Below are 22,791 nucleotides of genomic sequence, written 5' to 3'. Positions count from 1 at the left end.
ATAGCATAGGTAATTTCACTGAAAAATAGTTTCATTTTTTGAAATATGATAATTCTAGGAATTATCTAGTGAATAGCTAGAAACTTGTATTTTTAAATGATAAAATATAACAAGTAGCAGAAAGGACTGACATTCGATATGACAGAAGTGGTAAAGATTTATCAACTGGTAGAAAATCTTTCTTTAGAAGTAGTATATGGAGATGAAGAAAGCTTAAATAGAACAATTAAAACTGGTGAAATTTCCCGGCCAGGTTTAGAATTAACTGGGTATTTTAATTATTATTCCCATGACCGTTTACAATTATTTGGGAGCAAAGAAATTACCTTTGCGGAACGAATGATGCCTGAAGAGCGTTTATTAGTGATGCGCCGTTTATGTGCGAAAGATACTCCAGCCTTTATAGTATCCAGAGGACTAGAAATCCCCGAAGAATTAATTACAGCAGCAAAAGAAAATGGCGTTTCTGTATTGCGTTCACCGATTTCAACTTCCCGTTTACTAGGGGAACTATCCAGTTATTTAGATGGCCGTTTAGCTGTTCGGACAAGTGTCCATGGGGTTTTAGTTGATGTTTATGGACTTGGTGTTTTGATTCAAGGAGATAGCGGTATTGGTAAAAGTGAAACAGCTTTAGAGCTTATTAAACGTGGACATCGGCTAATCGCAGACGATCGTGTCGATGTTTATCAGCAAGATGAATTAACCGTGGTGGGAGAGCCACCAAAAATTTTGCAACATTTAATTGAAATTCGTGGTATCGGAATTATTGACGTCATGAACCTGTTTGGAGCTAGTGCGGTCCGTGGCTTTATGCAAGTTCAATTGGTCGTTTATTTAGAGGCATGGGAAAAAGACAAGAAATATGATCGTCTTGGTAGTGATGATGCAATGGTTGAAATAGCTAACGTTGATGTCCCTCAGATTCGTATTCCTGTTAAGACCGGCCGAAATGTGGCCATTATCATTGAAGTAGCAGCAATGAACTTCCGCGCGAAAACAATGGGCTATGATGCAACAAAAACGTTTGAAGAGCGCTTAACCCGTTTGATTGAAGAAAATTCAGGAGAATAGAAGGAGAAGATGTGATGATGTTAGCTCAAGTAAATTCAATTGCATTTCGCCTTTTCGGTATTCCCGTCTATTGGTATGCAATTATTATTGTTTCAGGGATTGCTTTAGCTGTTTGGCTAAGTAGTCGTGAAGCCGTTCGTGTTGGTTTAAAAGAAGATGATGTCTTTGACTTTATGCTCTGGGGATTACCTGCAGCAATTGTTGGCGCGCGCTTGTATTACGTCGCTTTTCAATGGCAAGATTATGTAGACAATCCGATTGAAATTTTCTTTACTCGAAATGGTGGCTTAGCGATTTATGGTGGTCTTATTGGTGGGGGACTGGCGCTGTTTTTCTTTACGCGTCATCGTTTCATTTCTACATGGACTTTTTTAGATATTGCCGCACCAAGTGTGATTTTAGCGCAAGCAATTGGTCGCTGGGGCAACTTTATGAATCATGAAGCCTATGGGCCAGCGACCACCAGACAATTTTTAGAAAATCTCCATTTACCAACGTTTATCATTGATAACATGAATATCAACGGAACGTATCATCAACCAACATTTTTATATGAATCTGTCTGGAATGTTTTAGGCTTTATCGTTTTAGTGTTATTACGCAAAAAGCCACACTTTTTAAAAGAAGGCGAAGTCTTTTTAGGTTATATAATATGGTATTCTTTCGGCCGTTTCTTCATCGAAGGCTTACGGATGGACAGTTTGTATGCGTTTAGTAACATTCGTGTCTCACAATTGTTGTCTTTAGTGATGTTCGTGGCAGCAATTGTTATTGTGATCGTTCGTAGAAGAAATCCCAATTTGAAATTTTACAATCGGGAGAAACAAAAGAAAAAAATAACAACTTCTTAATCCAACTTGATCGAAGAATATGGTAAACTAAAGAAGTAACGTTGTTTAGCGAAAGGAGAGTTTCACCGATGAAACAAAAAGTCGCTGTTTTAGGTCCAGGTTCCTGGGGGACAGCTTTAGCTCAAGTATTAGCCGAAAATGGACACGAGGTGTGTATTTGGGGAAATAAACCAGAGCAAATCGATGAAATAAATACAAAACATACCAACAAACATTATTTACCAGAATTAATCTTACCTACTTCAATTCAGGCAACCACTGATTTAGCCACTGCTTTAGTAGATGTGGATGCGGTACTGTTTGTGGTACCAACTAAAGCCATTCGTTCAGTAGCACAAGAAGTGGCCCAACATTTAAAAACAAAACCAATTATTATTCATGCAAGTAAAGGGCTCGAACAAGGTACACATAAGCGGATTTCAGAAGTGGTAGCGGAAGAGATTCCAGCAGAAAAACGGCAAGGAATTGTGGTTTTATCTGGTCCAAGCCATGCAGAAGAAGTCGCTGTTCATGACATTACAACCATTACAGCAGCAAGCGAAAATTTAGCAGACGCTGTGTATGTGCAAGAGTTGTTTATGAATGATTACTTTAGAATTTATACGAATGATGATGTGATTGGTGTAGAAACAGGGGCGGCCTTAAAAAATATTATTGCTTTGGGCGCCGGAGCGATTCATGGCTTAGGCTTTGGTGATAATGCCAAAGCGGCAATTATGACTCGTGGTTTAGCAGAAATTAGTCGTTTAGGGGTTGCGATGGGAGCAAACCCATTAACATTTATTGGTTTAAGTGGTGTTGGGGATTTAATTGTTACTTGTACAAGTGTCCATTCTCGAAATTGGCGTGCGGGTAATTTATTAGGAAAAGGCCATAAGTTAGATGAAGTCTTAGAAAACATGGGCATGATTGTGGAAGGTGTTTCAACAACTAAAGCAGCCTATGAATTGGCACAACAACTAGAAGTTGAAATGCCAATCACAGAAACAATCTACAATGTCTTGTACAATGACGAAGATGTACAACAAGCAGCAAAAGAAATCATGTTGCGCGATGGCAAAACCGAAAACGAATTTACACTTGATTTTTAGGAGGAAAAAAGATGAAAGTTAAAAAGGCAGTTATTCCAGCAGCTGGGTTAGGAACACGTTTCTTGCCGGCTACCAAAGCGATGGCAAAAGAAATGTTACCGATTGTTGATAAACCAACGATTCAATTTATTGTAGAAGAAGCACTAGCTTCAGGAATCGAAGATATTTTAATTGTGACAGGCAAAGCCAAACGTCCGATTGAAGATCATTTTGATTCAAATGTTGAATTAGAAAATAACTTAAAAGAAAAAAATAAAACCGATTTATTGAAATTAGTCGAAGAAACAACGGATGTTAATTTACATTTTATTCGTCAATCCCATCCGAAAGGCTTAGGACACGCTGTTTTACAAGCGAAAGCATTTGTTGGCAATGAACCTTTTGTCGTGATGTTAGGCGACGATTTAATGGAAGATAAAGTGCCATTAACGAAACAATTAATGGATGATTACGAACAAACACATGCTTCGACAATTGCGGTAATGAAAGTACCCCATGAAGATACTTCAAAATATGGTATTATCAACCCAGAAAAAGAAATCGAAAAAGGACTATACAATGTCGAGAATTTTGTTGAAAAACCAAAACCCGAGGAAGCACCAAGTGATTTAGCGATTATCGGCCGTTATTTATTAACCCCTGAAATTTTTGATGTACTTGAAAATCAAAAACCAGGCGCTGGTAACGAAATTCAGTTAACAGATGCGATTGACACTTTAAATAAAACACAACGCGTTTTTGCTCGTGAGTTTAAAGGAGAACGTTACGACGTTGGCGATAAATTTGGGTTTATGAAAACAAGCATTGAATATGGTTTGACTCATCCAGAAGTAAAAGATAATTTACGAGAATACATTATTAATTTAGGTGCTCAATTAGCGAAAAAAGAGCAACCAAAAGAAAAATAAATAAAAATAAGCGTAAAATTTCAATTCGTTAGAAGGAAATTTTACGCTTATTTTCTTAAAGAAAAGGGCATGAGAATTTTATAAAATAAATTGTCATTCTTAGCTTTATGAGTTGTGAAAAATATAAGTTGGTGTTATCCTAAGATTATAAATAAAATTGCAGAGGGGAGTAATGATATGTCAGGTGGGGAAATTGCTGCCTTAATTGCAGCGGTAGCATTTGTTGTTTTAGTCATCTTTTTAGTACTTGTGTTATATAAAGTTTCTCAAGTTGTTTCAAAAATTGAAGATACAATTGATGAAACAAATACAACAATCAAAGTCGTGACTAGCGATGTGAATGTATTGAGTCGCCAAGTGGAAGGCTTGCTTGTTAAAAGTAATGAACTATTGACAGATGTGAATCAAAAAGTGGCAACGATTGATCCGTTGTTTACGGCCGTTGCTGATTTAAGCGAAAGTGTCTCTGAATTGAACACCTCAAGTAAACATTTGATTACGAAGGTAGGAACCGTAGGGAAAGGCACAGCGAAAGCTGGTTTAGTGAGTAAAGTAGGCGGTTCTGCTTTTAGAGCAATGCGTTCAAAAAATAAAAAAACAAATAACTAATTGGAGGAGATTTTTATGGCTAAAAAAGGCGGATTTTTCTTAGGAGCAGTAATTGGTGGAACAGCAGCAGCCGTTGCCGCATTATTACTTGCACCAAAATCAGGTAAAGAATTACGTGATGATTTATCAAATCAAACAGATGATTTAAAAAACAAAGCGCAAGATTACACAGATTATGCTGTTCAAAAAGGAACAGAATTAACAGAAATCGCAAAACAAAAAGCCGGCGTTTTATCAGATCAAGCCTCTGATTTGGCAGGTTCTGTCAAAGAAAAAACAAAAGATTCATTGGATAAAGCACAAGGTGTTTCTGGCGACATGCTTGATAACTTTAAAAAACAAACAGGTGATTTATCTGATCAATTTAAAAAAGCAGCTGACGATGCTCAAGATCACGCGGAAGATTTAGGTGAAATTGCCGAAGATGCAGCAGAAGATATCTATATTGACGTTAAAGATTCTGCGGCAGCGGCCAAAGAAACTGTTTCTGCTGGTGTCGGTGAAGCAAAAGAAACCACCAAAGATGTTCCTGAAAAAGCTGCAGAAGCAAAAGAAGATGTTAAAGATGCAGCGAAAGACGTAAAAAAAGAATTTAAAGGGTAACAAGTGTTTAGCTTATGAAAGTTAGCAACGGATCGTGTTGCTTTTGTTCAGCGGCTTACCTTAAAATTTAGAAATGAGGCCATCAGTCCGGTTGACTGATGGCCTCATTTTATTTTTATGCTATTCAATAATTTGCAATTCTTTGGTTGTCTTAGTGAATGGTTCGGAGCCTGTTTTTGTTACGTGTAAACAATCTTCAATACGAACGCCTACTTTTCCAGGAATGTAAATACCGGGCTCAATAGAGAAACACATACCTTCTTCAATGACTAAATCATTGCCATGAACCAGCGATGGGTATTCATGGACAGTAGTTCCAATGCCATGGCCTAAGCGATGGTTAAAGTATTCACCATAACCAGCTTTTGTGATTACACCTCGAGCAATATCATCTAATTCGCCTGCTGTAACACCAGGTTTCACCGCTTCAGTTGCTGCTAATTGTGCTTCTAAAACAATTCCATAAATTTCTTTTTGGAAATCAGAAGGTTCCAAGTAGCTGACTGTTCGTGTGGCATCACTACAATAGCCATTATGAACGACACCTAAATCAAATAACACTAAGTCATGGGGCTCAATTTTTGTTTCGCCAGGTACCCCGTGAGGACTAGCTCCGTTTTTTCCTGTTAAGACTAACGTATCAAAACTCATTGAGCGAATACCTTGACGTTTTAATTGATACTCGATTTCTGCAACAATTTCTTGTTCCGCAACGCCTGCTTGAATTGCTTTGAAGCCAATCTCAAAAGCGACATCCGCCCAACTACCAGCTTCTAGTAAACGTTGAATTTCAGGTTCTGTTTTAATTAATTGAAGTTTTTCAATTAAAGGCGTAACATCATGCGAAAAATCGCTAGCTGGAAAATAGGTTTTCAATTGATCAAAACGAGCTAAAGAAAGAGCTTGTTTTTCTAAAGCAAAGCGTGGCGTGCCTTGTGTTCGTTTATTTAATAAAGCCGCAATTTTTTCCCAAGGATTTTCGCTATCTAAATAACCATAAACGGGATAAGTCCAACTACTATTTTCGGCATCTTCGACTTCCAATGCAGGTGTAAATAAAAATGATTGGTCGTCCGCAGCGATAAACAAAGCTAACACGCGTTCATGAGGTTCGCTTTCGTAACCGGAAAAGTAAGCGATATGACCAGGATCACTAATATAAGTGAAGTCAATCTTTTCTTGGTGCATCCAATTTTTTAAATCGGCAATTTTTTCTTGATTCATAAAACATCCTTCTTTCTTTTATTCTGAAGTGAATCACAGTACTATCATAACATGAAATGACAAAAAGTTCCTTTTGAAATGGAAAGTAAATTTTCATGAAAAAACGATAAAACGGTTGCAAAAATAGAAGAATTTTGATATTCTAGGCTAGGAAAGAAATGTAAACAGTGTTTTCAGAAAATGAGAACAAATTCATATTTATAGGAGAAGAAACATGGAAAAACAAACAATTACAATTTATGATGTTGCTAGAGAGGCAAATGTATCTATGGCTACTGTTTCTCGTGTTGTCAATGGTAATCCCAATGTAAAACCAGCAACGCGTAAAAAAGTCTTAGAAGTGATTGATCGCTTAGATTACCGTCCTAACGCAGTCGCACGTGGTTTAGCAAGTAAAAAAACGACAACAGTGGGTGTCATTATTCCAGATGTTAGTAATGCATTTTTTGCTTCATTAGCACGTGGCATTGACGACGTGGCTACAATGTATAAATACAATATCATTTTAGCTAATTCAGATGGAGACGATCAAAAAGAAGTTACTGTATTAAACAATTTACTTGCCAAGCAAGTAGATGGGATTATCTTTATGGGTCATCGCATTACAGATGATATTCGTGGTGAATTTTCACGTTCAAAAACGCCTGTTGTCTTAGCAGGTTCAATTGATCCAGATGAACAAGTCGGTAGCGTTAATATTGATTACACAGAAGCAACGAAAGACGCAACAGCGACTTTAGCGAAAAATGGGAACAAAAAAATTGCTTTTGTTAGTGGTGCATTAATCGATCCAATTAATGGTCAAAACCGGATGAAAGGCTACAAAGAAGCTTTAGCGGAAAATGGCTTGTCTTATAATGAAGGCTTAGTTTTTGAATCTGAATATAAATTTAAAGCAGGTATTAATTTGGCTGAGCGTGTCCGTAACAGTGGAGCAACAGCTGCCTTTGTTACAGACGATGAGCTAGCGATTGGTTTATTAGATGGGATGCTAGATGCTGGTGTGAAAGTTCCAGAAGAATTTGAAATCATTACAAGCAATAACTCATTGCTTACAGAAGTCTCTCGTCCACGTCTATCAAGTATTACACAACCTTTATATGATATCGGTGCCGTGTCAATGCGCTTATTAACAAAACTAATGAACAAAGAAGAAATTGAAGAAAAAACAGTTGTTTTACCTTATGGAATTGATCAAAAAGGTTCAACAAAATAAGAGAAAATTCTACTAGAAATGCAAAAAAGTACAAGGAGAAATCATGAAAATGATTTCTTCTTGTACTTTTTTGCATTCTGCGATTAATACACAGTAAGATTGAAAATTAAAATAAGATTAAGTTGATTAGAAAATCGGTCGGTAAAGCATTGCTTATGGTATCTTTAGATTAAAAAAAGAGGTGTTTCTATGAAGGTAAAAGAATTAACTGTCGAGTATGGTAATAGAACAATTATAAAAAATTTATCTATGCAAGCTGAATTTGGTGAAATAATTGGCTTAGTTGCTCCTAATGGAACTGGAAAAACCACGTTCTTTAATGCTATATCTGGTTTAATCCCTAGAAAAAATGGAAATATTAGTTTAAATAAGATTGATTACAATAGTAGAAGTGCAACGTATTTAAAAGAACTATTTTTTCTTGAAAGTAGTAAAAATTTATATGATTATTTGACGCCGAAAGAACATCTTGAATATATTAAAGCCGCTTGGAAAAGTAATAGCGATATAGAGCATATTTTTGAACAATTAAAGATGAAAGAATATCAAAATAGAATAATAAAAAAATTATCTCTCGGAATGAAACAACATGTATTATTAGCGATGTACCTAGCAAGTGATGCAACAATACTTTTGTTAGACGAACCTTTTAATGGCTTGGATCCTACTAGTGTTAGTTTATTCATAATGTGCTTAAAAGAAATAGTTTCCAAAGATAAAATAGTTATTTTATCTTCTCATGATTTGTATAATGTTGAACACACATGTACACGTATTTTATTTATGAAAAATAAAAAGCTGGTTGAGAATGATCAACGTAACCTTTCTTTACGTGAACAATATGATAACTTATATTTAAGAGGAGAAGAAAGAAATGCTTAAGATAGAAACGATAAAAATATTGAAAGAGAAGAGTCTGTGGTTTGTGTTTGTAGCCTTTATTTTAATGTTAATTTATCCGCTGCTAGCTCAACCCCAACAACTTTCTTTTAAAGAAATGCAATATGAAAACCGAATCAAAAATAACGAACAAGCGAAAGAAAAAATGAAAAATGAACCTGCAGCAAAAGAAACTTTAAATGAGATAGAAGATGAAAGTGAGCAATTAAGGAAAGCAATTAATGCCATCAAAATTGGTGATAAATGGGCTTTATTAGAAGCTGAGAAAAAATTGGAAGAAAGTAATTTAAACGCAATGTTAAAAGGAACGTTGTACAGTATACCAATTATTGAGCAACAAAAAAGAGTCAAAGAATTGCAATATTTATCTGAAAACAGGATCAAACAAGTTGATTCTTCTGAAGTTGCTAAAATGCCTGCTTTGAATTACCTAGGTTTTCTTTTATCGATGGATTTTCCATATACATTATTATTAATTATCCCTAGTTTAATGATTATAGCGCTCGCAACTTTAGAAAAAGAAAAATACTGTTTCTTTATGGAATGGACTTCCCTTAAAATTATGGGAAAAATATTCTATTAAAATAAGTAGTATTTTGTTTACAGTCGGATTGGTTTCTTATCTGTCAATCTTTCTTTCTGTAATCAGTGCATTTTTCAAAAATGGTCTGGGAAACCCTGATTATCCAGTCGCGATTATTGATAAGGGACAAAGTGTTACAATCATTTCTCTTTCTAACTATTTGTCGAGAAGCCTAATTATGTTTGGTATGCTGTTATTAGCATTGACAGTATTCAGTTTCTTGCTTTCGCTGTTTACTGGAAATTTGATTGTTCATAGCTTGCTAATTGTTGGTGTGGTATTATCTTCAGGAGTTAGCCTGCTTTCCAATAAATTTTTCTTTACAGCTTATATGAATTTTCCTAAAATTATTAATGGAGGAAATGGGTATGAGCCGATGGATGAGATAGGTCTCACATTTGATTTTTCTTTAAAGATGATAGTTGTCTATGTATTAATAAGTTTAATAGTATCTGCTATTGTTTTGAGAAACAGAAAGGGATTATTTTAGTTAAAATAGGTTGATTGATGCATATTATTTCATTAAATGTAGGAGCTATTTTAGAATAGCTCGAGCTAGTATCGATGGTAAAGAATAAGAGAAACAATAAAAGTAGAGACGTAATCCACCAATTGATGAATTACGTCTCTACTTTTTTACATAATTTTGGTTACAAGCTTAACTTACCAAATTCTTTAGTTGTTCTTTTTATTATCGTTGTTTTTATTGTTATTGTTGTTGTTATTATTTGTAGTGGCTCGTGGAGCAAGATTTCCCCAGTAAGAAGCGTAATTGCTGTCTGTTCCACCGATCCCAAATTTATAGGTACTTTGTGGTGCACCATCTTTGGCATAGTATGAAGTCGTTGTTTTGCCAGGTGTGTTGAACTTGGCACCATTATAGGTAATTGAGCCAGGTTTTTCACCAGTAAATTCAGAAACTTTTGATTTAATAACACTTGGGTCTAATTCAAATTTTTGACCAATGCCAAACAATTCTGGATTCGCATAGTACAGCGCGTTGGCTAAGTTCGCCATATAATTCCCATTATTGTCGCCGCTGGTCATCGTCATTGGTGCTGGTAGATCATGTCCTGCCCAAGAACTTAGTGTCACAGTTGGGGTAGAGACAATCAGCCATGAATCTTTATAGTCATCAGTTGTCCCAGTTTTTCCGACCCAATCAGCACTAGCTAAATGAGGATTCAAGCCAGCTAACGTTGGTTTGAATTTTGTTGTATTCGCAGAATCCACCACTGAGCGCAACAAGTCATTCATAATAGAAGCGGTCGCCGGTGAATAAACTTGCGTTCCTTCATCTTTGTGTTCGTAGACTACATGTCCGCTATTGTCTGTAATTTTTTCAATCATGTAGGCTTTTTGATATTTACCTTTGTTAGCAAGTGCTTGGAAACCGTTTGTTTGAGTTACAACATTTGTTTCTACTGGACCCAATGGCGCAGATTCGTAAGCCCAAGCATCTGAAGCTGGATAGTTCATTTTACTTAAGTAGTGATTGTAAGAAAAATTATCATCACCTTTTTTCTTTTTCAATTCTTCATTTACATGATACACAGGGATGTTAAAAGACCAATTTAACGCATTTCGAACGGTTACAAATTGATTTAAATCCACAGTTGTTGAGTTAGCAAAAGGAGTGCCATCTGAATAAGTAGTCGTGTAGTTGGCCAGACGACTTTCAGAACCAATGAGTCCTTGATCAATCGCAGGGCCATAGACAGAAATTGGTTTAATCGTAGAACCAACTTGACGATCGGCATTAAAGGCATGGTTATTTTGATTAATATCGAAGTTTCTGCCGCCGATAAAACCGAGGATACGACCAGTAGCGTTATCCATTAAAATATTCCCAGTTTCAATCATTGTATTCCCATTGACATCTGCAGTGCCATCATCAAGCAAATAACCATAATTTGCGACAGCGGTTTGCATCGTGTTATAAATGTTCTGATCAATGGTTGATTGGATTGTATAGCCTTGCGACTGGATTTCGCGACGTGCTTGTTCTTCATATTGATCTAAACCAACTTGATCTAAATCATCACGATTAACTTTAGCTTTTTTCATATCTAAATCCATGACAATCTCAACTGCTTTATCTAACACCGTATAGTATAGATAGCCTTCTGTATTGACATTGGCCTGTTCAGTTGGTAAAAAGTCTTTTTTCAAGTCGTAAGCTTTGGCTTCTTCATATTCCTTTTGTGAAATTGCTTTTTCTCGGTACATACTGAAAAGAACAAAATCTTTTCTCTTCATTCCTAAAGACAAATCGTCTTTCAAGGCACCAGTGTTAGTATAGGGCGTGTAAACAATGGGACTTTGGGGAAGTCCTGCGATAAAGGCCGCTTGAGGAAGATTCAAGTCCTTGGCACTTTTACCAAAGAGTCCTTTGGCTGCTTCTTCCACGCCTGCAATATTTTCACCTTTGTTATTACGACCAAAAGGGGAGACATTTAGATAAGTTGTCACGATTTCGTCCTTAGAGAAGTATTTTTCAATACGTAAAGCTAATAAAATTTCGTTGGCTTTCCGTTTAAAAGTCGTTTCGTCAGTTAAAATCTGTTGTTTTACCAATTGCTGAGTCAATGTTGAACCACCAGAAGAACCGCCGATACCTGTCGCATCAGAAATCAACGCTCGAACTAGCGCTTTTGGTACTACCCCATGATGTTCTTCAAAATATTCATCTTCTGTTGAAATAATGGCTTTTTTTAGCAATGGAGACATTTGATCGCCATTAATTCGTGTCCGAATTAAATCTGATTTGATGTTAGCAATCGGAGTACCATCTGCGTAAGTCATTTTTGACACTTCGGTAATATCACTGATTTCTTTTTGCAATTCTTCCTTCGTTGGGGGCTGTGTATCTTCAACTAGAAAAGCAAAATAGCCCATTCCGATACCTAAGCCAAGAGAGCCACCTAAGACAATCAGAATAACCCCAAAAACCACTAATGACTGAAAAACGCGAATAATGACATTTAAAATAAGTAAAAAGACATTGCCGCCAGAAGAGGTCGTTGGTTTTTGCTTATTGTTACTTGAATTATTTTTCAAAAGCTTCACCTCAATAAAATGATACATTCTGTGTTATTATAGCAAAAAAAAGCTTCTATGAATAGTTTCTACACCAATTGCCATTTTTTGTTGAAAAAACTTAATAGAAAATAGGGAAATCTCATTTTTTGACTTTTCAAGTGTGACAGAATCGGTTACTATGAATAGGGGAATTTGATCTATTATTATGTTTTACTATAGGAGGAAAATCATGAATTCAGCTTTTTTTGAAGAATTAAAAGCCCGTGGGTTGGTCTACCAAGTCACAGATGAAGAAGCCTTACAAAAACAATTAAATGAAGAATCTGTTAAATTATATATCGGCTTTGATCCAACGGCAGACAGTTTACACATCGGGCATCTACTGCCAATTCTTATGTTACGTCGTTTCCAACAAAATGGTCATGTGCCCATTGCTTTAGTTGGTGGCGGAACAGGCATGATTGGTGATCCATCATTCAAAGATGCAGAACGTAGTTTAAACACACTTGATACAGTGAAAGCTTGGTCTGAAAGTATTAAGGGCCAGTTGTCACGTTTTATCGATTTTGAAGATGAAAAAAATCCAGCGGTTCTAGCAAATAACTATGATTGGCTTGGAGAGCTTTCGTTAATTGATTTCTTACGTGATGTGGGAAAAAACTTTACAATTAACTATATGATGAGTAAAGAAAGCGTGAAACGTCGAATCGAAACAGGAATTTCTTATACTGAATTTGCGTATCAATTATTACAAGCGTATGATTTCTTGAAATTGTACGAAACAGAAGGTTGTTTATTGCAATTAGGCGGCAGTGATCAATGGGGAAACATTACTTCAGGGATTGAATTATTACGCCGAGAACAAGAAGTTCAAGGATTTGGCTTAACTATGCCTTTAATTACAAAAGCAGATGGTACCAAATTTGGTAAAACAGAAGGAAACGCAGTTTGGCTAGATGCTGAAAAAACTTCGCCATATGAATTTTATCAATTCTGGATTAACACAGATGATCGTGATGTCGTGAAATTCTTGAAATACTTTACTTTCTTAACATTGGATGAAATTGCAACAATTGAAGAAGAATTTACAGCGAACCCAGGTCAACGTGCTGCGCAAAAAGCGTTAGCCAAAGAAGTGACTACTTTAGTCCACGGTGAAGCAGCCTATCATCAAGCGGTTAAAATTTCAGAAGCGTTGTTCAGCGGAGATATCCAAAGCTTAACAGCAGAAGAAATTAAACAAGGCTTTAAAGATGTACCAACGTATGAGGTGCAACCAGAGGATCAATTAAGTTTAGTCGACTTATTAGTTACCTCAAAAATAGAACCATCCAAACGTCAAGCCCGTGAAGATGTTCAAAATGGAGCGATTTACGTCAATGGAGAACGTAGACAAGATTTAGCAGCTGAATTGACAGAAACTGATAAAATCGAAGGACAATTTACTGTGATTCGTCGCGGTAAGAAAAAATATTTCTTGTTAAAATACTAAAAAAATGAAAGCTTGGGACGAAGGTCGTTTAGACAACAGGTTCCAAGCTTTCGCTTTTAAAAAAGATAAATTGGGATTAATTCTGTTACAAAAAACTCTTTTTTACTATTGGGCATATTCAATTACAGATAACTTGTGCTATGCTAGAATAAAAAGTGCAGTCGCTATAAGGAGTAGGTTATGAAATCAATTGTCGAAAAGTTAAACTTAACGAAGTATCAGCACCCAGTTATTTTAAATAGACCACAGGCAGAGTATCTATCTGAATTTGTTTCAGCCGCGCAGCAATTACCTTCAGAACCAGTTGAGCTGATTTTTGCATTTGTGAAAACGATGGCGGAATTTCAAGAGATTGTTTCAATGGTGATTGAAGGTCAACATTTAGTAGAAAATGGGTTGTTATATGTGGCTTATCCGAAAAAAGGCAATAAAATGTATCCAACCTTTGTCCACCGAGATGAAATTTTTCCAACATTACAAGTAAACGAGGCAGATGGGTATATTAAAGGCTCAACCTTAAAATTTAATCGCATGGTTAGTTTAGATGAGACTTTTACGGTTGTCGGCATGAAGAATGTTCTTAAAAAGCCAGCGAAGAATCAGACCAGTTCTGCTGTTGGGGATTATGTTCAATATTTACCAGAAATTGAAGCGTTGGTACAAACAGAACCAGCTGCTGCAGCGACATTCGCTGCATTAACGCCTGGTTATCAAAAAGAGTGGGCGCGGTATGTATTTAGTGCAAAGCGAGCGGAGACACGGAAAAAGCGGCAAACTGAAATGTTAGTTATTTTAAAAGAAGGCTATAAAACCAAAGCGCTTTATCAGCAAAGGAAGAAATAATGGCGCAGTCAATTGAAACAGTTACAGCATACATCGAAACAGTTGAACCAAACTGGCGAATTGCTTATCAGCAAGTATTAGATGTCGTTTCGCAAAATTTGCCAGCAGGATTTGAATTAACAATGCAATATGGCATGCCAACCTTTGTTGTGCCGCTTTCAGTATTTCCAGAAGGCTATCTTAACCGTGGTGATGAACCGTTACCATTTATCAGCTTAGGCGCTACTAAAAGGCAAGTAGCTTTATATCACATGGGATTAATGGGAAATGAAGCCGTCCGAAGTTGGTTTCAAGAAGCCTATCAGGAACAAGTGTCAACAAAGCTAAACATGGGGAAAAGTTGTCTTCGCTTCACTAATCCTAAGCGAATACCCTATGAACTAATTGGCGAATTAGTAACAAAAATCACGCTTGAAGAATGGCTGCAACAGTATCAACACTACCAAAAGAAAAAGAAGAATTATTAGGAGGAACCACATGTTATTAGGATCACACGTTAGTATGAGTGGCAAGAAAATGCTATTAGGCTCTGCCGAGGAAGCGGCTAGTTATGGCTCAACAACCTTTATGATTTATACAGGCGCGCCACAAAACACGCGCCGGAAACCGATTGAAGAAATGAATATTGAAGCTGGGCAAGCTTTTATGAAGGAACACAATTTAAGTAATATCGTCGTTCATGCCCCGTATATTATTAATTTAGGTAATACAATTAAAACGGAAAATTTCGGTTTTGCCGTAGACTTTTTGCGTCAAGAAATTGAGCGAGCACAAGCGTTGGGAGCAACGCAAATCACGTTACATCCAGGTGCGCATGTTGGTGCAGGTCCAGAAGCCGGCATTAAACAAATTGTTAAAGGTCTAAACGAAGTCTTGTGGAAAGAGCAAATCCCTCAAATCGCTTTAGAAACAATGGCTGGTAAAGGAACCGAAATTGGCCGTACGTTTGATGAACTAGCTGCGATTATTGACGGAGTTACGCTAAATGATAAACTTTCTGTCACTCTGGATACTTGCCACATTAATGATGCAGGTTATAATGTAAAAGATGATTTTGATGGCGTATTAGTTGAATTTGATAAAATTATCGGATTGGATCGTTTAAAAGTTATTCATGTGAATGATTCTAAAAATCCTATGGGCTCACATAAAGATCGTCATGCCAATATTGGTTTTGGCACTATTGGTTTTGAAGCTTTAAACGGTGTGGTTCACCATGAAAAATTAGCTGCTTTACCAAAAATTTTAGAAACACCTTATGTCGGAGAAGACAAAAAAAATAAAAAGGCCCCTTACGGCTTTGAAATTGCGATGTTAAAAAATCAAACATTTGATCCAGAATTATTAGAAAAAATTCAAGGACAAAACTAAAGCAACAATCGCTCTTAAAGGTCCTATTGACATTTAAGAGCGTATATTTTTGACTTTTAATCACTATTTTGCAAAAAAATCAGACTTTTTTCATTATTTAAGAGAAATCCCGCAAAAAGAACTTTTCTTTTTTTGCTATTTCTAGTAAAATAATTCATTGAGAGCAAAACTATACGGAGAGGAGAGAGTTTCAATGGCAACAGGTTGGGTAGTATTAATCGCAGTAATCGCTTTATTAGTAGGCGCTGCAGGGGGCTTTTTCCTTGCACGCAAATATATGCAAGATTATTTCAAAAAAAATCCTCCCGTTAATGAGGATATGTTACGCATGATGATGGCATCAATGGGTCAAAAACCGTCAGAGAAAAAGGTTAGACAAATGATGCAACAAATGAAAAACCAAGGAAAATAGTAAAGGTTATTCAGGTAATCATGAATAAGTGTAAAAACGGGCTGATTTTCAGTCCGTTTTTTTGTTGTTTTGCGGGAGAATAGGATAATCTAGGAGGAAAAGAGCGAAACGTTTAATCAAAAACAACAATAACGAAGAAACCTTCTAGCTCGAAAGTAGTCTTCGTAGAACAACAAAGTAAAAGGAGGGACAACTGAATGTCCATATTCAAAAAATTAGGCTGGTTTTTTAAGCAAGAGAAAAAAAGTTATATTATTGGGGTTTTCTCATTAATGATGGTCGCTCTTGTTCAATTAGTCCCGCCCAAAGTTATTGGCGTCGTTGTAGATGAAATCGTTAACAAAGAAATTCGCTTGACGAAAATTATCGTGTGGGTTGCACTCTTGATTGGTGCTGGGCTTGCCCAATATCTTTTTCGCTATATTTGGCGGATGCATATTTGGGGGAGTGCGGCTCGTTTGGAAAAAGAGCTACGGACTCAATTATTTCATCATTTCACAAAAATGGATAGCATCTTTTATCAGAAATATCGGACAGGTGACTTGATGGCGCATGCAACCAATGATTTAAATGCCATCCAAAATGTGGCTGGAGCTGGGATTTTAACGTTTGCCGACTCTATGATTACGGGAGGAACAACGATTATCGCAATGATTCTATTTGTCGATTGGCGCTTAACATTAATTGCTTTATTACCGCTGCCTTTATTAGCCGTCACTTCACGAGTTTTAGGTTCTAAGTTGCATGATGCCTTTCGAGATTCACAAGCTGCTTTTTCAGCGATTAATGATAAAACACAAGAAAGTATCACTGGAATTAAAGTCATTAAAACATTTGGGCAAGAAAAAGAAGATCTTGCTGATTTTACAGAGAAAATTGATGATGCTATCGTCAAAAATAAACGAACGAACTTTTTAGATGCACTGTTTGATCCGTTTATTACGCTGATTATTGGTGTTTCTTATGTTTTGACAATTATTATTGGTGGTCGTTTCATCATGGAAGGAACGATTAGTTTAGGTCAGTTGGTCTCTTTCATTGCCTATATTGGGATGCTAGTTTGGCCAATGTTTGCGATTGGGCGCTTATTTAATGTGTTAGAACGTGGGAATGCTAGTTACGATCGTGTGAACGAATTATTACATGAAAAAACGCATATTATCGAACGAAAAGATGCCATCAAAACAATGGCGCAAGGAACAATTTCAATGAAGATTGATTCTTTTTCTTATCCAAAAGAAGAGGCAGTGGCATTGGAAAACATCCAATTTTCGTTGCAAGAAGGAGAAACCTTGGGGATTGTTGGTAAAACAGGCGCTGGTAAAACCACTATTTTGAAGTTGTTGATGCGTGAATATGACCAATACCAAGGAACGATTTCCTTTGGAAAACATAACATTAAAAATTACACATTAGATGCATTGATGGGTGCAATGGGGTACGTGCCACAGGACCACTTTCTCTTTTCCATGACGGTACGAGATAACATTCGTTTTGCTAAACCAGACTTAGAACAAGCAGCAGTTGAACAAGCGGCAGCATTAGCATTTATTAACCAAGAAATTAAAGCATTCCCTGAAGGCTATGACACAATGGTTGGGGAACGTGGCGTTTCGCTTTCTGGAGGACAAAAACAACGGATTTCTATTGCACGGGCCTTGATTGTTGAACCAGAATTGTTAATTTTAGACGATGCCTTATCTGCAGTCGATGCGAAGACTGAAGAGGCGATTTTATCAAATCTAAAAGAAACGCGCCAAGAAAAAACCACTATTATTACAGCGCATCGTTTAAGTAGTGTCATGCATGCAAAAGAAATCTTAGTGTTGGATGAAGGGAAAATTATTGAACGGGGGACGCATCCAGAGTTACTGGCTCAGAAGGGTTGGTATCAGCGGATGTGGGAAAAACAGCAATTAGAAGCGAAAATTGAAGGGAGTGAGAGTTAATGGAAGAAAAGTATCAATCCGAATGGTCCAGAGAGTTACCGCTGAAAGAACAATTAACGATTGTTCAGCGTTTGTTTCGTTTTGCCAAACCGTTTCGACGCATGTTTTACACAGCTATTCTCTTTGCATTTGGCTTATCAATTATCAATATTCTTTTGCCTAGAGTCATTCAAGTTTTTATGGATAATTATTTAACGCCTAAAACTGCTACAATGCAAGTGATTCTAACTTTTGCTGCTATTTATTTTTTTGGTGTCATTGTCAAAAGTATTGTTTGGTTTTTCCAATGGTATTTGTATTCGATGGCTTCTTTAAAAACGTATCAATATATACGAGTGAAATTATTTGAAAAATTACACACTTTAGGTATGCGTTATTTTGATCAAACACCAGCGGGTTCGACGGTGTCTCGTGTTACAAATGACACAGAAACATTGTTTGAATTCTGGTATGTATTCCTAATGGTGATTACAGGAATTTTTGCCGTAATCTCGTCATTTTTTGCAATGTTTCAACTCAGTCCAGAAATCTCATTTTATTCTCTAATTTTCTTGCCAATTTTATTAGTTGTGATTTGGTATTACCAAAAATTTAGTTCAAAATTATATCGCAGTATGCGGGAAAAATTAAGTCAATTAAACACCAAACTAAATGAATACATCTCTGGTATGCAAATCATTCAACAATTTCGCCAAGAAAAGCGTTTGGAAAAAGAATTTGAGGAAACCAATGATGATTATTTAAAAACACGAGTAGCAATGATTCGTATGAATTCATTATTATTAAGTCCCATCATTAATTTGTTGTATACGTTGGCGATTGCATTGGCCTTAACTATGTTTGGCATCGATGCTTTACATTCTCCTGTAGAAGCGGGGATGATTTATGCTTTTGTAACGTATGTCCAAGCTTTTTTTAATCCGATGACACAAATGATGGACTTCCTAAGTATCTTTACAGATGGGATTGTCGCAGGTAGTCGTATTTTAAAAATTATGGATACGGAAGAATTAACGCCGCAACAATCAGTAGGTGCGAATGGGGAAATTATCCGCGGGAAAATTGAATTTCGCAATGTTACTTTTTCTTATGACGGCAAAAACGAAGTATTGAAAAATATTAGCTTTGTTGCAAATCCAGGGGAAACCGTCGCTTTAGTCGGTCATACAGGAAGTGGTAAAAGTTCAATTATTAATGTACTCATGCGTTTCTATGAATTTTATGAAGGGCAGATTTTAATTGATGATCGTGATATTCGTGATTTTCCCATGACAGAATTACGGGAAAAGATGGGCTTAGTATTACAGGACGCTTTCATGTTTTATGGAGATATTGCTGGAAATATCCGTTTACTGAATCCCAATATTACAGATGAACAAATTAAACAGGCTGCGGAATTTGTTCAGGCAGATAAATTTATTCACACGTTACCCAATACCTATCATGCGAAAGTTATTGAACGAGGAGCGAGTTATTCTAGCGGACAACGTCAATTAATTTCGTTTGCACGAACGATTGTGACTGATCCCAAAATTTTAGTTTTAGATGAAGCAACCGCTAATATTGATACAGAAACAGAAGGATTGATTCAAGAAGGATTAGCCAAAATGCGTCAAGGGAGAACGACAATTGCGATTGCGCATCGCCTTTCGACGATTCGTGATGCAAACTTGATTTTAGTTTTAGACAAAGGGCAGATTGTAGAACGAGGAACGCACGAAACGTTACTGGCAGAAGGTGGCCTTTATGCGGATATGTATCAGTTACAAAGTACGGAAGTTTAACGTAACAATAGAAAGAGTTAAATAACTTAAACAAAGGCATTTAGTGTTAGGAAATTCCTAATTCTAGCTGTCTTTGTAGCTCTTTAAATTGCAAAAAAGAATAGAAATGGTATGATATGAAGAGAGAAAAACAAACGAGGAAGTTAGGTGGAACTGTGAAGCCAGTTATAGTCAAAAATGTGCGAATAGGTGAAGGGAATCCCAAAATTGTGGTGCCCATTGTTGCTCCAACAGCCGAGGATATTTTGGCCGAAGCAACGGCGAGCCAAACACTAGATTGTGATTTGGTGGAATGGCGTTTAGACTATTATGAAAATGTCGCTGATTTTTCCGATGTATGTAATCTTTCACAACAAGTAATGGAACGGTTGGGGCAAAAACCGTTATTGTTAACTTTTCGTACACAAAAAGAAGGCGGCGAAATGGCTTTTTCTGAGGAAAATTATTTTGCTTTGTATCATGAATTAGTGAAAAAGGGTGCGTTGGATTTATTAGATATTGAATTATTTGCGAATCCGCTGGCGGCAGATACGTTAATTCACGAAGCTAAAAAGGCGGGGATTAAAATTGTTCTCTGTAATCACGACTTTCAGAAAACACCGTCGCAAGAGGAGATTGTCGCACGGTTACGCCAAATGCAAATGCGTCAGGCGGATATTTGTAAAATAGCTGTGATGCCACAAGATGCGACAGATGTACTTACGTTACTTTCAGCAACCAATGAAATGTACACCCATTATGCATCCGTCCCAATCGTTACTATGTCAATGGGACAGTTAGGGATGATTAGTCGCGTAACAGGTCAACTGTTCGGATCGGCACTAACTTTTGGCTCCGCCCAGCAAGCGTCTGCACCAGGCCAACTATCCGTACAAGTATTAAGAAATTATTTAAAGACATTCGAACAAAACAAGTGATTCAGAAGGTGAAAAAAGTGGCAAAGAAAAAAACACAACAAAAAACGAATGCGATGCGCATGGTAGAACAACATAAAGTACCATATAAAGAATATGAATTCGCTTGGAGTGAAGATCATTTAAGTGCAGAAAGTGTCGCTGAAAGTTTAGGTATTGAAAAAGGACGAATTTTTAAAACCTTGGTTACAGTAGGTAATAAAACAGGTCCAGTCGTGGCTGTCATTCCTGGTAATCAAGAATTAGATTTGAAAAAATTAGCGAAAGCTAGTGGCAACAAAAAGGTAGAAATGCTTCACTTAAAAGATTTAGAAGCAACCACAGGCTATATTCGTGGGGGCTGTTCACCAATTGGGATGAAAAAACAATTTCCCACCTATTTGGCTGAAGAAGCTCAACAATATTCTGCAATTATTGTTTCTGCAGGCAAACGTGGCATGCAAATTGAATTAGCGCCTGAAGCAATCCTTTCGCTAACCAATGGACAATTTGCGGAAATAACGACAAAAGAATAAGTGGCTATAAGAAGAAGTCGAGACAGAACCGTTTATCTGTTTTTAAACGTGGAGCAAAAATCACTAGGGATTTTTGCTCCACGTGTTTAATTATCAAATTAATAAAGGAAAAGCATTAAGTAGACAGTGCTACTTTTTATTGGGATAAAATTTTTGTAATGCTTGCCGTGCGAGCATATCGGCCGCTTTGTTTTGACTTTCAGGTAGCCATTTGATTAAGAGCAAAGGGAAATTCTTTTCTAGTTGTTGATATTCTGCTAAATAAGGCTGGTACTTTTCATTTTTAGCATAGTTTTTTTCAATTGTTTGGACAACAATTTTACTATCTGAGTGGAGAAGAACGGTTTGTTGATTGTCTTCATTGGCAATCGCTTGTTTTAAAGCTTCAATCAGCACTTTAAATTCGGCTTCGTGATTACTAACAATGCCTAAAGGCACATGCAATTGTTGCCGCGATTGGTCGGTGAGGTAAACGATACCGCCGCCAGATTCACCTGGATTGCCTTTTGTTGCAGCATCTACATAAATTCTTAACATAAAATTACTCCTAATTTCTTTTTGTTCTTAAAAAAAGTATGTTACTATTATAACATATTTAAATTTAGCGGCGTTGATCCAGAAGTAGTGAGGGCACTTTATGAAAAAACAGAAATTCTATTGGCAGCCAGAATTAGCATCAACAATTATTTACTGGTCTTGCACATTTTGTATATTATTTATTAGTTTAATTTTAGCATTGGAAAATAATGGTCCTTACTTGATTAGTAATCTGGTGATGGTTCCATTTTTTGTGTTTGCGTATCTAGGAATTGCGCGGTCTTTTAACATGACAGAAACATCTTTAATTGTCAGAGATGTTTTATGGTTTCGCAAAAAAGCACTTCCGCTTTCTCAGATAGAAAAAGTAACCTACAATGAAAAAAGCATCGAAATTTTTTCCTCAGAATTTAAGGAAGGTTCAAAAGTCTTTTTAATGAAAAAGAAAACGATTCCGTTATTTCTTGAGGCACTTAAGGTAAAAAAGCCTGAATTGAAGGTAGCAGAAGATCATTCTTTGGGCCTTCATAAAAAAGAAGAAAAAAACAAGAGTGAGTCATAAGTCGAAACGACTGGTGACCCACTCTCAAAATCTTAAAATAATCAGCTGAAACAAACGCTACGTTTACTTACTTTTTGGAGCAAAGCGTTGTTGGTTCAGCTTTTTTAGTTATCTATTTTTTTGACATGTGCTGCTTGTAGCCCACGATTGCCTTCCATTATCTCGAACTCTACAGATTGATTCTCATCAAGTGATTTGAATCCGTCACCTTCTATAGCAGTGAAGTGGACAAAAATCTCATCTTCTTCGTTGTAAACGATAAAACCATAACCTTTTCTGTTATCGAACCATTTGACAATTCCTTTTTGCAT

23 protein-coding genes and 1 pseudogene are annotated in these 22,791 nt (G+C 36.5%); 20 read left to right on the top strand and 4 right to left on the bottom strand.

Going from position 1 to position 22,791, the window contains the following annotated elements:
• The first annotated feature begins 138 nt into the window (after positions 1 to 138).
• From hprK to IGI63_RS03055, 6 genes are all read left to right on the top strand, one after another.
• Positions 139 to 1,074: an HPr(Ser) kinase/phosphatase gene (gene hprK, locus IGI63_RS03080; RefSeq protein ID WP_002357309.1), complete on the top strand. Its 936-nt coding sequence runs from the start codon at positions 139 to 141 to the stop codon at positions 1,072 to 1,074.
• A 17-nt stretch (positions 1,075 to 1,091) separates the two neighbouring features.
• Positions 1,092 to 1,925, top strand: coding sequence for a prolipoprotein diacylglyceryl transferase (gene lgt / locus IGI63_RS03075; RefSeq protein ID WP_002381830.1), 834 nt, complete (start codon positions 1,092 to 1,094; stop codon positions 1,923 to 1,925).
• 68 nt (positions 1,926 to 1,993) lie between these two features.
• Positions 1,994 to 3,016 (top strand): NAD(P)H-dependent glycerol-3-phosphate dehydrogenase, encoded by a 1,023-nt coding sequence (locus tag IGI63_RS03070; RefSeq protein WP_429975293.1) that lies wholly within the window; start codon positions 1,994 to 1,996, stop codon positions 3,014 to 3,016.
• An 11-nt stretch (positions 3,017 to 3,027) separates the two neighbouring features.
• Positions 3,028 to 3,924 carry a UTP--glucose-1-phosphate uridylyltransferase GalU gene (gene galU / locus IGI63_RS03065; RefSeq protein WP_002357314.1) on the top strand — a complete coding sequence of 299 codons (897 nt, stop codon included), beginning with the start codon at positions 3,028 to 3,030 and terminating at the stop codon, positions 3,922 to 3,924.
• Positions 3,925 to 4,101: 177 nt separating this feature from the next.
• A complete protein-coding gene (locus IGI63_RS03060; protein WP_002357316.1) occupies positions 4,102 to 4,533 on the top strand; it encodes a DUF948 domain-containing protein in 432 nt (143 codons plus the stop codon).
• Between the two features lie 15 nt (positions 4,534 to 4,548).
• The gene (locus IGI63_RS03055; protein ID WP_025187047.1) at positions 4,549 to 5,136 is read left to right on the top strand and encodes a YtxH domain-containing protein; all 588 of its coding nucleotides are present in this window, start codon (positions 4,549 to 4,551) and stop codon (positions 5,134 to 5,136) included.
• A gap of 120 nt (positions 5,137 to 5,256) precedes the next feature.
• Here IGI63_RS03055 and IGI63_RS03050 read toward each other — a convergent pair whose 3' ends face one another.
• Positions 5,257 to 6,360 (bottom strand): aminopeptidase P family protein, encoded by a 1,104-nt coding sequence (locus tag IGI63_RS03050; protein WP_002366790.1) that lies wholly within the window; start codon positions 6,358 to 6,360, stop codon positions 5,257 to 5,259.
• Positions 6,361 to 6,574: 214 nt separating this feature from the next.
• On the opposite strand from IGI63_RS03050, the gene ccpA reads away from it, so the two are divergent.
• From ccpA to IGI63_RS03035, 3 genes and pseudogenes are all read left to right on the top strand, one after another.
• A complete protein-coding gene (ccpA, locus tag IGI63_RS03045; protein WP_002357319.1) occupies positions 6,575 to 7,576 on the top strand; it encodes a catabolite control protein A in 1,002 nt (333 codons plus the stop codon).
• A gap of 189 nt (positions 7,577 to 7,765) precedes the next feature.
• Complete coding sequence (locus IGI63_RS03040) at positions 7,766 to 8,458, top strand: ATP-binding cassette domain-containing protein (RefSeq protein ID WP_033917921.1); 693 nt, start codon at positions 7,766 to 7,768, stop codon at positions 8,456 to 8,458.
• A pseudogene (locus IGI63_RS03035) lies at positions 8,451 to 9,549 on the top strand (ABC transporter permease). Before IGI63_RS03040 ends, IGI63_RS03035 begins: the two are co-directional and overlap by 8 nt.
• A 185-nt stretch (positions 9,550 to 9,734) precedes the next feature.
• Here IGI63_RS03035 and IGI63_RS03030 read toward each other — a convergent pair.
• A complete protein-coding gene (locus tag IGI63_RS03030) occupies positions 9,735 to 12,146 on the bottom strand; it encodes a transglycosylase domain-containing protein (protein ID WP_429975292.1) in 2,412 nt (803 codons plus the stop codon).
• A 184-nt stretch (positions 12,147 to 12,330) separates the two neighbouring features.
• Between IGI63_RS03030 and tyrS the strand changes: the two genes are divergently transcribed.
• The 10 genes from tyrS (at position 12,331) to ybaK (ending at position 21,381) form a co-directional block, all read left to right on the top strand.
• Complete coding sequence (tyrS, locus tag IGI63_RS03025; RefSeq protein WP_429975291.1) at positions 12,331 to 13,593, top strand: tyrosine--tRNA ligase; 1,263 nt, start codon at positions 12,331 to 12,333, stop codon at positions 13,591 to 13,593.
• A gap of 4 nt (positions 13,594 to 13,597) precedes the next feature.
• Positions 13,598 to 13,777: a hypothetical protein gene (locus IGI63_RS03020; RefSeq protein WP_002365741.1), complete on the top strand. Its 180-nt coding sequence runs from the start codon at positions 13,598 to 13,600 to the stop codon at positions 13,775 to 13,777.
• Positions 13,774 to 14,436 carry a YdeI/OmpD-associated family protein gene (locus IGI63_RS03015; protein WP_033592453.1) on the top strand — a complete coding sequence of 221 codons (663 nt, stop codon included), beginning with the start codon at positions 13,774 to 13,776 and terminating at the stop codon, positions 14,434 to 14,436. Before IGI63_RS03020 ends, IGI63_RS03015 begins: the two co-directional genes overlap by 4 nt.
• On the top strand, positions 14,436 to 14,903 hold the full coding sequence (locus IGI63_RS03010; protein ID WP_002369299.1) for a DUF1801 domain-containing protein: 468 nt from the start codon (positions 14,436 to 14,438) through the stop codon (positions 14,901 to 14,903). The genes IGI63_RS03015 and IGI63_RS03010 overlap by 1 nt, the downstream gene beginning before the upstream one ends.
• A 10-nt stretch (positions 14,904 to 14,913) precedes the next feature.
• Positions 14,914 to 15,807: a deoxyribonuclease IV gene (locus IGI63_RS03005; RefSeq protein ID WP_002361913.1), complete on the top strand. Its 894-nt coding sequence runs from the start codon at positions 14,914 to 14,916 to the stop codon at positions 15,805 to 15,807.
• 193 nt (positions 15,808 to 16,000) lie between these two features.
• The gene (locus IGI63_RS03000; RefSeq protein WP_002357397.1) at positions 16,001 to 16,219 is read left to right on the top strand and encodes a YneF family protein; all 219 of its coding nucleotides are present in this window, start codon (positions 16,001 to 16,003) and stop codon (positions 16,217 to 16,219) included.
• 197 nt (positions 16,220 to 16,416) lie between these two features.
• Positions 16,417 to 18,168: an ABC transporter ATP-binding protein gene (locus IGI63_RS02995; protein ID WP_429975290.1), complete on the top strand. Its 1,752-nt coding sequence runs from the start codon at positions 16,417 to 16,419 to the stop codon at positions 18,166 to 18,168.
• A complete protein-coding gene (locus IGI63_RS02990) occupies positions 18,168 to 19,952 on the top strand; it encodes an ABC transporter ATP-binding protein (protein WP_002365738.1) in 1,785 nt (594 codons plus the stop codon). Before IGI63_RS02995 ends, IGI63_RS02990 begins: the two co-directional genes overlap by 1 nt.
• Positions 19,953 to 20,107: 155 nt before the next feature.
• Positions 20,108 to 20,869, top strand: a complete 762-nt coding sequence (gene aroD / locus IGI63_RS02985) for a type I 3-dehydroquinate dehydratase (RefSeq protein ID WP_002357400.1) — start codon at positions 20,108 to 20,110, stop codon at positions 20,867 to 20,869.
• On the top strand, positions 20,866 to 21,381 hold the full coding sequence (ybaK, locus tag IGI63_RS02980) for a Cys-tRNA(Pro) deacylase (protein WP_002382387.1): 516 nt from the start codon (positions 20,866 to 20,868) through the stop codon (positions 21,379 to 21,381). Before aroD ends, ybaK begins: the two co-directional genes overlap by 4 nt.
• A gap of 129 nt (positions 21,382 to 21,510) precedes the next feature.
• On the opposite strand, the gene IGI63_RS02975 is transcribed toward ybaK, so the two are convergent.
• The gene (locus IGI63_RS02975) at positions 21,511 to 21,918 is read right to left on the bottom strand and encodes a ribonuclease HI family protein (protein WP_002357402.1); all 408 of its coding nucleotides are present in this window, start codon (positions 21,916 to 21,918) and stop codon (positions 21,511 to 21,513) included.
• Positions 21,919 to 22,018: 100 nt separating this feature from the next.
• Here IGI63_RS02975 and IGI63_RS02970 point away from each other — a divergent pair, with 100 nt between their 5' ends.
• Positions 22,019 to 22,480: an EbsA family protein gene (locus tag IGI63_RS02970; protein ID WP_002357403.1), complete on the top strand. Its 462-nt coding sequence runs from the start codon at positions 22,019 to 22,021 to the stop codon at positions 22,478 to 22,480.
• Positions 22,481 to 22,584: 104 nt separating this feature from the next.
• On the opposite strand, the gene IGI63_RS02965 is transcribed toward IGI63_RS02970, so the two are convergent.
• Positions 22,585 to 22,791, bottom strand: a complete 207-nt coding sequence (locus IGI63_RS02965) for a cold-shock protein (RefSeq protein ID WP_002357404.1) — start codon at positions 22,789 to 22,791, stop codon at positions 22,585 to 22,587.

The sequence above is a fragment of the Enterococcus sp. DIV0086 genome, from assembly GCF_050498705.1.
Classification (GTDB): Bacteria; Bacillota; Bacilli; order Lactobacillales; family Enterococcaceae; genus Enterococcus; species Enterococcus faecalis.
The sequence above is the reverse complement of the archived record's forward strand: the minus strand, read 5'-3'. Positions and strand labels throughout refer to the sequence as shown.

Excerpts from the sequence above, each read along its gene's own strand:
- IGI63_RS02970 (WP_002357403.1), top strand. The coding sequence starts at position 22,019 with ATGAAAAAACAGAAATTCTATTGGCAGCCAGAATTAGCATCAACAATT.
- tyrS (WP_429975291.1), top strand. The coding sequence starts at position 12,331 with ATGAATTCAGCTTTTTTTGAAGAATTAAAAGCCCGTGGGTTGGTCTAC.
- IGI63_RS03040 (WP_033917921.1), top strand. The coding sequence starts at position 7,766 with ATGAAGGTAAAAGAATTAACTGTCGAGTATGGTAATAGAACAATTATA.
- IGI63_RS02975 (WP_002357402.1), bottom strand. The coding sequence starts at position 21,918 with ATGTTAAGAATTTATGTAGATGCTGCAACAAAAGGCAATCCAGGTGAA.
- IGI63_RS03060 (WP_002357316.1), top strand. The coding sequence starts at position 4,102 with ATGTCAGGTGGGGAAATTGCTGCCTTAATTGCAGCGGTAGCATTTGTT.
- IGI63_RS03010 (WP_002369299.1), top strand. The coding sequence starts at position 14,436 with ATGGCGCAGTCAATTGAAACAGTTACAGCATACATCGAAACAGTTGAA.
- IGI63_RS02965 (WP_002357404.1), bottom strand. The coding sequence starts at position 22,791 with ATGCAAAAAGGAATTGTCAAATGGTTCGATAACAGAAAAGGTTATGGT.
- IGI63_RS03020 (WP_002365741.1), top strand. The coding sequence starts at position 13,598 with ATGAAAGCTTGGGACGAAGGTCGTTTAGACAACAGGTTCCAAGCTTTC.
- galU (WP_002357314.1), top strand. The coding sequence starts at position 3,028 with ATGAAAGTTAAAAAGGCAGTTATTCCAGCAGCTGGGTTAGGAACACGT.
- IGI63_RS03070 (WP_429975293.1), top strand. The coding sequence starts at position 1,994 with ATGAAACAAAAAGTCGCTGTTTTAGGTCCAGGTTCCTGGGGGACAGCT.
- IGI63_RS03030 (WP_429975292.1), bottom strand. The coding sequence starts at position 12,146 with ATGTATCATTTTATTGAGGTGAAGCTTTTGAAAAATAATTCAAGTAAC.
- IGI63_RS03005 (WP_002361913.1), top strand. The coding sequence starts at position 14,914 with ATGTTATTAGGATCACACGTTAGTATGAGTGGCAAGAAAATGCTATTA.
- IGI63_RS03050 (WP_002366790.1), bottom strand. The coding sequence starts at position 6,360 with ATGAATCAAGAAAAAATTGCCGATTTAAAAAATTGGATGCACCAAGAA.
- ccpA (WP_002357319.1), top strand. The coding sequence starts at position 6,575 with ATGGAAAAACAAACAATTACAATTTATGATGTTGCTAGAGAGGCAAAT.
- IGI63_RS02990 (WP_002365738.1), top strand. The coding sequence starts at position 18,168 with ATGGAAGAAAAGTATCAATCCGAATGGTCCAGAGAGTTACCGCTGAAA.
- IGI63_RS03055 (WP_025187047.1), top strand. The coding sequence starts at position 4,549 with ATGGCTAAAAAAGGCGGATTTTTCTTAGGAGCAGTAATTGGTGGAACA.
- IGI63_RS02995 (WP_429975290.1), top strand. The coding sequence starts at position 16,417 with ATGTCCATATTCAAAAAATTAGGCTGGTTTTTTAAGCAAGAGAAAAAA.
- lgt (WP_002381830.1), top strand. The coding sequence starts at position 1,092 with ATGTTAGCTCAAGTAAATTCAATTGCATTTCGCCTTTTCGGTATTCCC.
- hprK (WP_002357309.1), top strand. The coding sequence starts at position 139 with ATGACAGAAGTGGTAAAGATTTATCAACTGGTAGAAAATCTTTCTTTA.
- IGI63_RS03015 (WP_033592453.1), top strand. The coding sequence starts at position 13,774 with ATGAAATCAATTGTCGAAAAGTTAAACTTAACGAAGTATCAGCACCCA.
- IGI63_RS03000 (WP_002357397.1), top strand. The coding sequence starts at position 16,001 with ATGGCAACAGGTTGGGTAGTATTAATCGCAGTAATCGCTTTATTAGTA.